The sequence below is a fragment of the Nonomuraea sp. NPDC004186 genome, assembly GCF_053603495.1.
Genome location: NZ_JBSGFQ010000089.1, coordinates 42,939 through 55,243 on the forward strand (window position 1 = coordinate 42,939; position 12,305 = coordinate 55,243).

Below are 12,305 nucleotides of genomic sequence, written 5' to 3' on the forward strand. Positions count from 1 at the left end.
CGCTGTTGAGTCATGCCTCCATATGGTACGGCTTCGCAGGCCCGGCAAGCGGTGCAGACTAGTGTTCGTTACAGAGGGGAAGGGAGATCGACATGGCGGAGGACAAGCCCGATATCGCCTGGCGTGTGATCGGCGGCCTGGTCGGTCTGGCCACCGGCTGGGCGGCAAGGAAGGTCCTCGGGTTCGTCTGGGTGAAGGCGACCGGGAAGGAGCCGCCGCTCGACACAGACTCGCCCGAGGTCAGCATGGGGGAGGCGATCGGCTACGCCGTGCTCATGGGCGTCGGCATGTCGGTGGCGCAGATCGTGGTCAACCGGACCGCCAAGAAGCGTTACGACGCGTGGAAGTCTGTGAAGCAGGTGACTCAAGGGCAGTGAGAAACTCGTTGGCCCAGCGGTCCACGTCGTAGGTGGCTACCCGGCGGCGCATCGTGCGCATCCGCCGGGCCAGCTCGTGCGGCGTGGCCCGCATCGCGGCCACCATCTGCCGCTTGACGTCCTCCACGTCGTACGGGTTGACCAGGTAGGCCTGGCGCAGCTCGTCGGCCGCCCCGGCGAACTCGCTGAGCACCAGCGCGCCGTGCAGGTCGTGGTGGCAGGAGACATACTCCTTGGCGACCAGGTTCATCCCGTCACGCAGCGGGGTCACGACCATGACGTCGGCGGCCAGGTAGAGGGCGGCCAGCTCGGCGTGGTCGTACGACTGGTGGAAATACTGGACCGGCTGGTAGCCGAGCTGCGCGTGCTCGCCGTTGATCCGCCCGACCTGCAGCTCGATGTCGTCGCGCAGCCGCTTGTACTCCTCCACCCGCTCCCTGCTGGGCGTGGCGATCTGCACGAACACGGCCTCGTTCGCCTTCAGCCGCCCGTCCTTGAGCAGCTCGCCGAACGCCTCCAGCCGCTGCCCGATGCCCTTGGTGTAGTCGAGCCGGTCGACGCCGAGCAGCACGTGCTCGGGATCGCCCAGCTCCGCCCTGACCTCCTTGGCCCGCGCCATGATCTGCGGGTCGCGCACCAGCGAGTCGAGCTGCCCGAAGTCCACCGAGATGGGGAACGCCTGCGTGGTCACCACCCGGTCGTCGAGGAAGATCTCGTTCCCCTTGTACGGCAGCCCGAGCAGCCTGCGGCACAGCCGCCGGAAGTTGGAGGCCCCGCCGGGCAGCTGGAAGCCCACCAGGTCGGCCCCGAGCAGCCCTTCGACGAGGTCCTTTCGCCAGGGCAGCCGCCAGAACAGCTCGGTCGGCGGGAACGGGATGTGCAGGAAGAACCCGATCCGCAGGTCCGGCCTGAGCCTGCGCAGCATGGCCGGGACGAGCTGGAGCTGGTAGTCCTGCACCCAGACCACCGCGCCCTTCTCGGCGGCGTCGGCGGCGGCGTTGGCGAAGCGCTCGTTGACGGCGCGGTAGGTGTCCCACATCGCCCGGTCGAACACCGGCGGCGCCACCACGTCGTGGTAGAGCGGCCAGAGAGTGGCGTTGGAGAAGCCCTCGTAGTACAGCTCCACCTCGCCGGCCGACAGGGGGATCGGGATGAGGTTCATGCCGTCCTGCTCGAACGGCTCCAGCTTCTCGTCGGGGGCTCCGTGCCAGCCGAGCCAGGCTCCGTGCCGGCGCTTCATCACCGGTGCGATCGCGGTCACGAGCCCGCCAGGGCTCCTGCGCCACGAGGCCGTTCCGTCAGGCTCGAGCATCCGATCCACCGGCAACCGGTTCGCGACGATCAGAAACGAGCTACGGCCAGTCACGCAGTTCCTCCTATTGTTCGCCGAGCACGCGGCGGACGGCGTCCGCCACCGAGTCGGGACCCGCATGGGGGATGATCGCGGCGATGTGGGAGTCGGGCCTGATGAGCCATGCCTCATCCGGTCCGGCGCCGAGCCTTTCAGCGAGCGAGCCGGTCCCATCCATCTCCGCGAGCCCGCGCACGGCGAGCGGCGCCGTAATGACCTTGCCCAAGACCTGCGCAAACAAACGCGAATCGCACATATCACCCAACAACACGAGAAAACCGTCACGACAGAACTCCCGCAACCTGCCGCCCGAAAGTCCCACGTCCGGAAGGATCACGCCGGGCGCCGGAACGCATAGCGCGCCCTTGGGCGGCCTGCCCCCGAACGGCCGCGTCGGCTCGGGGGTCGTCAGCGGCGAGTCCACGTACCAGAACGGCTCCGCGAACCGCCCCGAGTCCACCTCCGCCACCAGCCCGCCCTCCAGCACGGCCCGCCTGCGCATGCGCTCCGCCACGGTCCTGGGGGCGAGGAAGCGCATCGTGGCGGCGGTGATCTCGAGGTTCTCCCGCGCGGCCGCGTGCCGCTCGGCGTGGTACGACTCCAGCAGCCCCTCCCCCGCCCAGCCGTTGAGCACGAAGGCCAGCTTCCAGGCCGCGTTCTCGGCGTCGGGCACGCCGGAGTTGAGCCCTCTGGCGCCGAACGGGGCCACCAGGTGGGCGCTGTCGCCGGCCAGCAGGACCCGGCCGACGCGCATGCGGGAGGCGATGCGGGAGTGGAAGCGGTACGTGCTGTGCCAGAGCAGGTCATAGGGCCGGCCGCCGATGATCTGCCCAATTTTTCTGGAAATATCGGCTTTTGTTGGGATGAAGTCGGGCGCGATCTGCCAGTCGATCCGGAACGTGCCGCCCGGGCAGGGATGGATCAGGACCTGGCGGCCCGGGTTCCACAGCGGGTCGAAGTAGAAGCGGCGCTCGTTCTCCCAGCCGGGCAGGTCGGCCCTGATGTCGCAGATGAGGAACTGGTCGTCGAACGTCTCCCCGTCGAACGAGACACCGAGCGCCTGGCGTACCTGCTGGGCCCTGGCGCCCGCGCAGACCAGCGCGTAGGACGCGCGCAGCGACCGCTGACCGCAGCGGACCGTCACCCCCGAGGGGTCCTGGTCGAGGCCGGTGACCTCGTGGTCCCAGCGCACCTCGATGAGCGGCTGCGCCGCGATGGCCTCGTCCAGGATCTGCTCGGTGCGGGTCTGGGAGATGTTCACGCACGCCGGCAGCGGGCCCTCGCGCTCGAACGACCAGGAGAACAGCTCGCGGTCGCGGTAGTAGGTGCGGGCGGTGGTCCAGGCCAGGCCCTCCTCGGCGATCTTGCCCGCGCCGGCGGCGGTCCAGATGTCGAGCACGTCGCGCTGCTGGCAGATGGACTTCGACCCGGTGGAGTCGCGCCCGGCCCGCCGGTCGAGCACCAGCACCTGGATGCCCCAGCGGGCCAGCAGCAGCGCGGCACTCTGCCCGACCGGCCCCGCCCCGACCACGATGACCTGCGCACTGGCTGGGGCGTTCATGACTGGAGCTGGTCCCAGACTTCGCGGTCGCGCTCGGCGGTCCAGATGCGCGGGCGCTCGACGCCGTGCAGCTCGTCCCAGAGCCTGGAGACGTTGAACGGCAGGCAGTGCTCGAAGATCGGCCAGGACCCGTACCGGGGCGCCAGCGCCCGGTGCGTGCGCTCGAACGCCTCCTTGAGCGAGCCCGCCGCGCCGACCTCGCGCAGCATCACGGTGAGGAAGTCACGCGTCTGCGCGATGGCCGCGTCCACCCCCCGCCGGCCGCGCGCCACCGCGCCCCTGCCCCCGACCAGCGTCTCCGCCCCGAACGACGCGACCTTGTCGAGCGTCGCGGCGGACCAGTCGAGGTGGAAGGCGTCGCCGGTGTAGAGGGCGGCCTGGGACTCGACGAGGTCGCCGGCGAACATGATCCGTCGCTTCGGCAGCCAGGCCACCAGGTCGCCCTCGGTGTGGCCGCGCCCGCAGTGGGCCAGCACCAGGTCGCCCCGGTCGCCGCCCAGGTCGATGGTGAACGTGTCGCTGAACGTCGCCGTCGGCCACGTCAGCCCAGGAATCGACCCGGGCTCCTTGAACAGGCGGGGCATCCTGGCGTACTCGCTGGCCCAGTCCTGCTCGCCGCGCTCGGCGATCAGCTCGCGGGTCTTGTCGTGCGTCACGATCACGTCCGCGCCGAACGCCGACGCGCCCAGCACCCGGACGGCGTGGTAGTGCGACAGCACCAGGTACCTGATCGGCTTGTCGGAGTGCTCCCGCAGCCTGGCCAGCCATTCGCGGGCGGCCACGGGCGTGGCGAGCGCCTCGAAGCAGACGAGGAAGTCCTCGGCCTCGATGGCGCCCACGTTCGGATCGCCTTCTGCCGTGAGCGCGTACACGCCCTCGGCCAGCACCTCCAGGGACTGCTTCTTCTCGCCGAGATCGGCCGACGAGGCGAACGGTCTGGCCATCACCACTCCTCCCGCGACGGGGTCAGCACCCGCCAGAACCTCTTCCCCCTCCGACGGCACCTCTCCCAACGCCGTCCCACGTCACGCCGGGCGCCTGGTCTGGACGATGTGGAAGCGGCCCGCCACGTAGCCCGGGTCCGTGAGCGAGGCCGTGGCGGCCGGGTTGGCGCCCGTGCCGTGGTAGTCGCTGAACGCCGCCGACTGGTTGACGAAGACGCCGCCCGTCAGGTTGCACGACAGGTTCACCCCCGCGTCGAGGGCGGCCCGTTCGGCCTGGTCGAGCACCTCGTCGGAGGTGGAGTAGGCGGCGGCCGTGAGCGCCCCGCGGGCCTTGATCGTGCGGCGCAGCACCTCCAGGCTCTCCTGCGTCGACCCCGTCGGGATGACGAACGCGATCGGCCCGAAATGCTCCCGCCCGTAGACGTCGGAGTCGTCCGGCGAGACCTTCACGATGACCGGCGTCCGCACCACCGCGTCCGGGAACCCCGGGTGTTTCACCGCGCGCGACTCCAGCACCACCTCGCCCAGCGACGGCGCCGCCTCCACCCGGGCCAGCACGTCGGGGTTGACGATGGCCCCGGTCAGCTCCACCGCGCGGGCGTCGTCCCCGAGCAGCCTGCCGACGGCGCCCGCCAGCCCGGCGCAGACCTCGTCGAAGCTCTTGTGCCCCTCGTCCGTCTCGATCCCGCCGGCCGGCACGAGGAGGTTCTGCGGCGCCGTGCACATCTGGCCGCTGTAGAGCGACAGCGAGAACGCCAGGTTGCCCAGCATGCCGCGCCAGGAGCCGGTCGAGTCGACGACGATCGTGTTGACCCCCGCCTTCTCGGTGTGCACGAGCGCCTGCCGCGCGTTCTGCTCCAGCCAGTCGCCGAACTCCGTGGAGCCGGTGAAGTCGACGATGCGGACGTCGGGGTGGGTGGCGAGCGTCCTGGCCAGCCCCTGCCCCTCCTCCGCCGCGAGCGAGACCAGCCCGGGGTCGAAGCCCGCCTCGGCCAGCACCTCGCGGGCGATCCGCACGGTGATGGCGAGCGGCAGGACCGCGCGCGGATGGGGCTTGACGATCACCGGGTTGCCGGTGACGAGCGAGGCGAACAGCCCCGGGTACGCGTTCCAGGTCGGGAACGTGTTGCAGCCGATCACCAGCGCGACGCCCCGGGGCACGACCGTGAAGCGCTTGTCCATGACCAGCGGCTCGCCCTTGGCCGGCTTCTCCCAGCGGGCGCTCGCGGCCGAGGAGGTCATGGCCGCGTAGCCGTAGGCGACGGCCTCGAGCGCGCGGTCCTGCGCGTGCGGCCCGCCCGCCTGGAAGGCCATCACGAACGCCTGCCCGGTCGTGTGCTGCACCGCATTGGCCAGCTCGAAGCTGCGCCGGTTGATCCGGTCGACGATCTCGACGCAGGCCAGCGCGCGGGCCTCGGGCCCGGCGTCGCGCCAGGCGGGCAGCGCCGCCCGGGCCGCGGCGATCAGGTCGTCCACGAGCGGCTCCGGGTAGGTGACGCCGAGGTCGATGCCGTACGGGGAGCGCTCGGCGCCGATCCAGGACCCGGTGTCCGGCTGGTCGAGGGGGAACGGCTTGCCGAGGTAGGACTCGAACGCCTCCTTGCCCCGCTCGGCCGCCCCCTCACCGTAGACGCGCGGGCTCGGCGACTCGGGATAGGCGCTCCAGTATCCCCGCTCGGCGATGGCCGACAGCGCCTTCTCCAGAGTCTCGCGGTGCTGCTCGAACATGGTGTTCATCCTCTTGACAGGGATGGTCCGGACGGTGAAGTGTTTACCGAACATTCGGTCAGTTGACAAGGGAGACCTGCGTTGGAGAGCGCGCGTCGCATGATGGACGCCGACACCGCCTCCGCCGCCCTGGGCATCGAGCTGACGGAGCTCGGCGAGGGCCGGGCGGTGTGCCGCATGACCGTGACCGACCAGATGATCAACGGGCACGACCTGTGTCACGGCGGCTACGTGTTCCTGCTGGCCGACACCGCGTTCGCGTGCGCCTGCAACAGCCACGGCCCGGTGACGGTGGCGGCGGGCGCGGAGATCACGTTCGTCTCCCCGGCCCACGCGGGCGACGTGCTGGTGGCCGAGGCCGCCGAGCGCACCCGCTACGGCCGCAGCGGCATCTACGACATCACGGTGCGCGGAGCGGCCGGCCGGGTGGTCGCCGAGTTCCGCGGCCGCAGCAGAGAACTGAGACAGGTGGAGGGCTGATGAGACTCGGCGATCCCCCCGCGCCGGAAGATCTCGATCCCATCGAGCGGGCGTCCCGCGACGAGCTCATGTCGATCCAGCTGGAGCGGCTCCAGCGGACGCTCACCCACGCCTACCAACATGTCCCGATTTATCAGCAAAAATTCGACCAGGCGGGCGTGCATCCGAGCGACTGCAAAGAGCTCGCCGACCTGGCGAAGTTCCCCTTCACCACCAAGCAGGACCTGCGCGACACCTACCCGTTCGGCATGTTCGCCGTCCCGCGCGAGCAGGTGGCCAGGATCCACGCCTCCAGCGGCACCACGGGCACGCCCACCGTGGTCGGCTACACCAGGCACGACCTGGACGTCTGGGCGGACGTCGTGGCCCGCTCGATCCGCGCCTCCGGCGGCCGGCCGGGCGACATCGTGCACGTGGCCTACGGGTACGGCCTGTTCACCGGCGGGCTGGGCGCCCACTACGGGGCCGAGCGGCTGGGCTGCACGGTGGTGCCGGTCTCCGGCGGCATGACGCCCCGGCAGGTCCGGCTCATCACCGATCTGCGGCCCGACATCGTCATGGTCACGCCGTCGTACATGCTGGCCCTGCTGGACGAGTTCGAGCGGCAGGGCCTGGACCCCCGCGCGTCCTCCCCGCGGATCGGGATCTTCGGCGCCGAGCCCTGGACCGAGCGCATGCGCGCGGAGCTCGAGGACCGCTTCGACCTGCACGCCGTGGACATCTACGGCCTGTCGGAGGTGATCGGCCCCGGCGTCGCGAACGAGTGCGTCGAGACCAAGGACGGCCTGCACGTCTGGGAGGACCACTTCTACCCGGAGACCGTCGATCCCCTCACCGGGGAGCCCGCGCAGGCGGGCGAGCTGGTCTTCACCAGCCTCACCAAGGAGGCCATGCCGGTCATCCGCTACCGCACCGGCGACCTCACCAGGCTGCTGCCGGGCACCGCCAGGCCCGCGTTCCGGCGCATGGAGAAGGTGACGGGCCGCACCGACGACATGATCGTCCTGCGCGGCGTGAACGTGTTCCCGACCCAGATCGAGGAGCTGGTGCTGCGCGTGGAGGGCCTGTCACCGCACTTCCAGCTCCACCTGACCCGCCCGGGGCGGCTCGACGTGATGACGGTCAGGGTCGAGGCCCGCCCCGGCCTCGCGAGCCGTGGGGAGGCCGGGGAGGCGCTGCGCCGGGCCGTCAAGGACACCGTGGGCGTGAGCGTGGAGGTCGAGGTGGTGGATCCGGAGACGCTGGAGCGCTCGGTCGGCAAGCTCAAACGAGTCATCGACAAGCGGGATAATTAAGACATGGCCTCTCCGACCCCCACCCGCCAGCGCAAGCGCGGACACGACCCGGAGTCCGTGCTGTCCACCGCCGTCGGCGTCTTCAACGAGCGGGGCTACGACGGGACGAGCATGGAGGACCTGGCCAGGGCTCTCGGCGTGACCAAGTCGGCCATCTACTATCACGTGCCGGGCAAGGAGCAACTGCTGGCGCGGGCGCTGGACCGGGCGCTCGACGGGCTGTTCGCGGTGGTGACCGACGAGCGCGCCGCCTCGGGGCCCGCGATCGACCGCCTGGAGTGGGCCGTCCGGCAGAGCGTGCGCATCCTCGTGGACCGGCTGCCGTACGTGACGCTGCTGCTGCGGGTGCGCGGCAACAGCAGCACCGAGCAGGCCGCGCTGGAGCGGCGGCGGGAGTTCGACAGGTTCATCAGCCACCTGGTCAAGGAGGCGGCGGCGGAGGGCAGCATCCGGCCGGACGTGGACCCGGCGCTGGTGACGCGACTGCTGTTCGGCGCGGTGAACTCGATCACCGAGTGGTACCGACCGGCGCGCGGGGCCTCGGCGGACGACCTGGCCGACGCGCTGCTCAAGATGACCTTCACCGGCCTACGGGTCTAACGCGTCCCGCCGCGGAGGATCGACCTCGGGGGTCTCGGCGCCGCGGGGCAGCTTGACGCGCAGGTCGTTGCGTACGGCCTCGCCGAGTTTCTTGGTGGCGATGCGGTTGAGCGCGCCGCCGGCGATCGCTCCCGTGAGGAACGGGCCGAGCGTGGTCAGGTGGCGGCCGAGCGTCCGGAGGAGGCGGTTGCGCAGGGCGGTCTTGGTGGCCGCGCCGAGCGCGAGCGAGACGGACGTGGGCGTGAGGGGGTCGATGCCACGTTGTCTGGCCCATGCGGCCGTGAACGCGACCGCGCGCTGGGTGCCCGAGCCCTCGACGCGTACGCCGTAGACCTCGTGCAACTCGGCCAGGAGCTTGACCTCGATGGCGGCGACGACGATGGTCTCGGCGACGAGTTGCGCGGGGGCGGAGAGCAGAAGGGGCGGTGCGGCGAACTCTGCCGCCGCGAGCGCTCCGCCGATGGCGCCGACCGTCATCGTGGCCTTCTGGGCGGTACGCACCAGGTCGTCGGCGAGTTGCTCGCCGGTCAGGCCGTGATGGTGCTCGGAAAGGGTGTGCAGGTCCCTGATCGGGATGCGCGGCGCGATGTTGAGAAAGACGTCCGCCAGCCAGCGGCCCCGGCCCGCGCCCGTGGCGCGTGCCTTCTTGGCCCCCTCGGACAGCGCGCGGGCTAGTCGGCCGAGCAGCCTGCGCCGCTCGGCCGGCTCCAGCTCGCCGGGCGCGGTGAGCTTGCCTACGAGCTCGCCGACCTCGCGTTCGGGGCCGGCGACCTCGTTGTCTGGTTGCTTGTCCTGCTCAGGTACGGCCACGCGTTGCCTCCGTCCTCATGGTCGCGATCACTCACGGTCGGGCTTCGTCTCCCTACCCCGAGCTTTTCGCTCCAGTCGATTAGGCGGCGCACTCCCGGCAGACCTGCTGGCCGTTCTTCTCGGAGGCCAGCTGGCTACGGTGGTGCACCAGGAAGCAGCGCGAGCAGGTGAACTCGTCGGCCTGACGGGGGATCACCCGCAGGGAGAGCTCTTCGTTCGACAGATCCGCACCGGGCAGCTCGAGCGACTCGGCCAGGTCGGTCTCGTCGATGTCGATGCTGCCAGACGACTTGTCGGTGCGCCGCGCCTGCAACTCCTGGAGGCTGTCCTCCCCCAGGTCGTCGTCTGTCTTGCGTGGGCTGTCGTAGTCGGTAGCCATTGTGCTTACTCCATCCCCCTCATCTATATGTCCTCGCGCTCATCGCGCGTCTTCTAACGTCCAGGAAGCCCATCTTGTGCCCGTTCCGCCGGGGAGATTTCCCATGGGTACCCCGCGGGAACGGACGACGAACCTCCCAACACGTCAGGGCCTGCTGCCGTCGGCAATGGTTAGCCAAATATGGCGAAACCCACAGCCTTGGCGCCATGCACCACCGTGTTCGACGGCACATCCAACCACATGTGCGGCGTGAATGAGACGCCCCCCACGCCTCAACACGGGCACCAACACACGGACGAACGAGCCGGAGCAAGACGATCTCAGCGTCTCGGGAGCCGAATGGTCACGACGAGCCCTCCACCATCACGTGGCACCGCGGCCACATTTCCACCGTGAGCCTGAACCACCGCACGAACGATGGACAGCCCCAGCCCCGATCCCTTCGCCGAATCCACGCGGTCCGCGTGGAGCCTCCTGAAGGGCTCGAACAGGCTGTTCACCTCGTACGCCGGGACATGCTGCCCTGTGTTGGCCACCTGAACAACCAAGGCACCGTCCGCCATTCCCGTCCGGATCCATACTTTTCCGTTTTCAGGAATGTTGTACTTGACCGCGTTCTCCAGGAGGTTGCTGACCGACCGCTCCAGGAGCACCGGATCGCCTATGGTAGGCGCGCTGACCAGTTCGGCCGTCACGGTTACCCCGTGCTCCTCGGCGAAGGCCGTCACCTGTTCCACGGCCGTCTGAGCGACTTCCCGGACATCGACCGGTTTGCGTACGGCGAGTTCGCGCTCGCTCCTCGCCAGCAGCAGCAGTCCCTCGATGAGCTTCTCGTTACGCGCGTTGACTTCGAGAAGGGTACGGCCGAGCGCTTTGAGATCCTCGGACGCCTCGGGATCGGACAGGGCGATCTCCAGGACGGTCCGGTTAATCGTGAGGGGAGTTCGCAATTCGTGGGAGGCGTTGGCCACGAATCTGCGCTGGGTGTCGAAGGCGACGTTGAGCCGGGTGAGCATGGCGTCGAACGTGTCGGCCAGCTCCTTCAGCTCGTCGTTGGGGCCCTGCAGGTCGATGCGCTGGTGGGCCAGGGTGCTCTCGGACAGCTTGCGCGCCGTCGCCGTCATCTGGGCCACCGGCCGCAGCGCCCGGTCGGCCACGAAGTAGCCGATGATCAGCGCCAGGATGCCGACGCCCATCAGCGCGAGCAGGGAGTTGCCGAACAGCGCGTCCCGCGCACGCTGGATCGCCAGCGCCTGCATGTTGTGCCAGGCGTTCTGGAGCTGCTCGTCCGCGCTGGGAGGCAGTCCCAGATCGATGGTCGGCCAGGCCCAGGTGATCGCCGATCCGACGATCATGTAGACCGACCCCAGCAGCACGGCGGCCGCCACGAAGACGAGCGCGCCGTACGTGAGCGTCAGCCGCCACCGGATGCTGACCTTGGCGGGCAGCTCCCTCATCCGCTCCAGCGGCGTGCGCTGGGTCTGCTCCGCGGGCGGCGGCGGGCCGTCCCAGGCGGGCGGCCCGCTGGGTGGTGGCGCCTGCTGCACGCGCGTCGCCTTCCTCGCCGAATGCGGGCTGATCATCGGATGCGTCGGCCCCGCCTGGAGCTCCTCCGACCTCTCCATCACGGGGCCTCCCCCGCGACGGCCGTGCGGCGTTCAATGGATCGCCGTTTTCTCACAGTTTGTACCCAACCCCGGGCACAGTCTCGATCACCTGAGGCTCGCCCAGCTTCTTCCGCAGCGTCATCATGGTCACGCGGACCACGTTCGTGAAGGGATCGATGTTCTCGTCCCATGCCTTGTCCAGCAGGTCCTCCTGGCTGACCACGGCGCCCTCGGCCCGCATCAGCTCCTCGAGCACCGCGAACTCCTTCTTGGTCAGCACGACCTCCTTGCCGTCGCGCTCCACCAGCCGCTTGCCCGGGTCGAGCCGGATGCCGCCGCGCTCCAGGACGGGCGGCAGGGCGGGCGCGGAGCGGCGGCCGAGCGCACGCACCCTGGCGACCAGCTCGATGAACACGAACGGCTTGGCCAGGTAGTCGTCGGCCCCCAGACCGAGACCCTCCACCTTGTCGTCCACGTCGCCCGACGCGGTCAGCATCAGGATCCGCGAGGCGCTCCGCTGCTCCACCAGGCGACGGCACACCTCGTCGCCGTGGACGACCGGCAGGTCGCGGTCCAGCACGATCACGTCGTAGTCGATGTAGGAGGTCCGCTCGAGGGCGCCGCCCCCGTCGTAGGCGACGTCGACCGCCATGGCCTCGCGCCGCAGCCCGGTCGCGATCGCGTCGGCGAGCACCCGCTCATCCTCAACCACCAGCACCCGCACGCCTGATGCACCTCTCTCCGATTCTGGTCACTCATTCTGTCCACAGCCTCGATAAGCGCACGGTAAGGCATGTTCAGAGGTGGGTGACCCTCCGGTCAGGGAGAGGAGCACAAAATTCATGTTTCGGGGTGCGACGGGCCGGGGTATGCCTGCGGGACACCCATCGCCCGGACATCACCCGGCAATGGGCGTACTTCGCCCAAGAGCATGGATCGGACCCCAGAGAGTAGGTGAGATGGGCGAGTTCACGACTACGATCGAACACCGCCTCGACCAGGCTTATAAGGGCCTTCGGGAGGCCCGTAGCGTCGGCGACGAATATCTCGCTGACACGCTCACCGCCGAGATCGAGGACCTGCGCAGGCTGGCCGACGATCACGGCATCCCGTTGCCCCGCTGACCAAGCGCGTACGGGGGGGGCGCCCCGGGGGGGGCGGGCCGGGGGGTGG

General features: G+C 69.8%; 13 protein-coding genes. 5 read left to right on the forward strand and 8 right to left on the reverse strand.

Annotation, left to right across the window (positions count from 1 at the left end):
* Positions 1-92 precede the first annotated feature (92 nt).
* The gene (locus tag ACWEPL_RS47300) at positions 93-377 is read left to right on the forward strand and encodes a DUF4235 domain-containing protein (protein ID WP_452440120.1); all 285 of its coding nucleotides are present in this window, start codon (positions 93-95) and stop codon (positions 375-377) included.
* On the opposite strand, the gene ACWEPL_RS47305 is transcribed toward ACWEPL_RS47300, so the two are convergent.
* The 4 genes from ACWEPL_RS47305 to paaN all read right to left on the reverse strand — a co-directional run bounded on the left by ACWEPL_RS47305 (position 310) and on the right by paaN (position 5,961).
* A complete protein-coding gene (locus ACWEPL_RS47305; RefSeq protein WP_350722881.1) occupies positions 310-1,743 on the reverse strand; it encodes an alpha,alpha-trehalose-phosphate synthase (UDP-forming) in 1,434 nt (477 codons plus the stop codon). The genes ACWEPL_RS47300 and ACWEPL_RS47305 overlap by 68 nt on opposite strands.
* 10 nt (positions 1,744-1,753) lie before the next feature.
* Complete coding sequence (locus ACWEPL_RS47310) at positions 1,754-3,289, reverse strand: FAD-dependent monooxygenase (protein ID WP_452440121.1); 1,536 nt, start codon at positions 3,287-3,289, stop codon at positions 1,754-1,756.
* A complete protein-coding gene (locus ACWEPL_RS47315) occupies positions 3,286-4,233 on the reverse strand; it encodes an MBL fold metallo-hydrolase (protein WP_452440122.1) in 948 nt (315 codons plus the stop codon). Before ACWEPL_RS47315 ends, ACWEPL_RS47310 begins: the two co-directional genes overlap by 4 nt.
* A gap of 81 nt (positions 4,234-4,314) precedes the next feature.
* Positions 4,315-5,961 carry a phenylacetic acid degradation protein PaaN gene (gene paaN / locus ACWEPL_RS47320; protein ID WP_452440123.1) on the reverse strand — a complete coding sequence of 549 codons (1,647 nt, stop codon included), beginning with the start codon at positions 5,959-5,961 and terminating at the stop codon, positions 4,315-4,317.
* A gap of 99 nt (positions 5,962-6,060) precedes the next feature.
* Between paaN and paaI the strand changes: the two genes are divergently transcribed.
* The 3 genes from paaI to ACWEPL_RS47335 are packed head-to-tail and all read left to right on the forward strand — an operon-like array spanning position 6,061 to position 8,336.
* Positions 6,061-6,441: a hydroxyphenylacetyl-CoA thioesterase PaaI gene (gene paaI / locus ACWEPL_RS47325; protein ID WP_350723237.1), complete on the forward strand. Its 381-nt coding sequence runs from the start codon at positions 6,061-6,063 to the stop codon at positions 6,439-6,441.
* Entirely contained in the window at positions 6,441-7,736 is a 1,296-nt protein-coding gene (gene paaK / locus ACWEPL_RS47330) for a phenylacetate--CoA ligase PaaK (RefSeq protein WP_363965951.1), read from the forward strand. The genes paaI and paaK overlap by 1 nt, the downstream gene beginning before the upstream one ends.
* Before the next feature lie 3 nt (positions 7,737-7,739).
* Positions 7,740-8,336: a TetR/AcrR family transcriptional regulator gene (locus ACWEPL_RS47335; protein ID WP_363965953.1), complete on the forward strand. Its 597-nt coding sequence runs from the start codon at positions 7,740-7,742 to the stop codon at positions 8,334-8,336.
* Here the strand turns inward: ACWEPL_RS47335 and ACWEPL_RS47340 are convergent.
* From ACWEPL_RS47340 to ACWEPL_RS47355, 4 genes are all read right to left on the reverse strand, one after another.
* Positions 8,325-9,146: a hypothetical protein gene (locus ACWEPL_RS47340; protein WP_350722893.1), complete on the reverse strand. Its 822-nt coding sequence runs from the start codon at positions 9,144-9,146 to the stop codon at positions 8,325-8,327. The two genes, ACWEPL_RS47335 and ACWEPL_RS47340, sit on opposite strands and share 12 nt — an antisense overlap.
* A 79-nt stretch (positions 9,147-9,225) precedes the next feature.
* Positions 9,226-9,525, reverse strand: coding sequence for a DUF4193 domain-containing protein (locus ACWEPL_RS47345; RefSeq protein WP_020542847.1), 300 nt, complete (start codon positions 9,523-9,525; stop codon positions 9,226-9,228).
* Positions 9,526-9,845: 320 nt separating this feature from the next.
* The gene (locus ACWEPL_RS47350; protein WP_363966610.1) at positions 9,846-11,150 is read right to left on the reverse strand and encodes a sensor histidine kinase; all 1,305 of its coding nucleotides are present in this window, start codon (positions 11,148-11,150) and stop codon (positions 9,846-9,848) included.
* Positions 11,151-11,202: 52 nt separating this feature from the next.
* The gene (locus ACWEPL_RS47355; protein WP_350722895.1) at positions 11,203-11,856 is read right to left on the reverse strand and encodes a response regulator transcription factor; all 654 of its coding nucleotides are present in this window, start codon (positions 11,854-11,856) and stop codon (positions 11,203-11,205) included.
* A gap of 235 nt (positions 11,857-12,091) precedes the next feature.
* Here ACWEPL_RS47355 and ACWEPL_RS47360 point away from each other — a divergent pair, with 235 nt between their 5' ends.
* Complete coding sequence (locus ACWEPL_RS47360) at positions 12,092-12,256, forward strand: hypothetical protein (protein ID WP_165959788.1); 165 nt, start codon at positions 12,092-12,094, stop codon at positions 12,254-12,256.
* Positions 12,257-12,305: the final 49 nt, after the last annotated feature.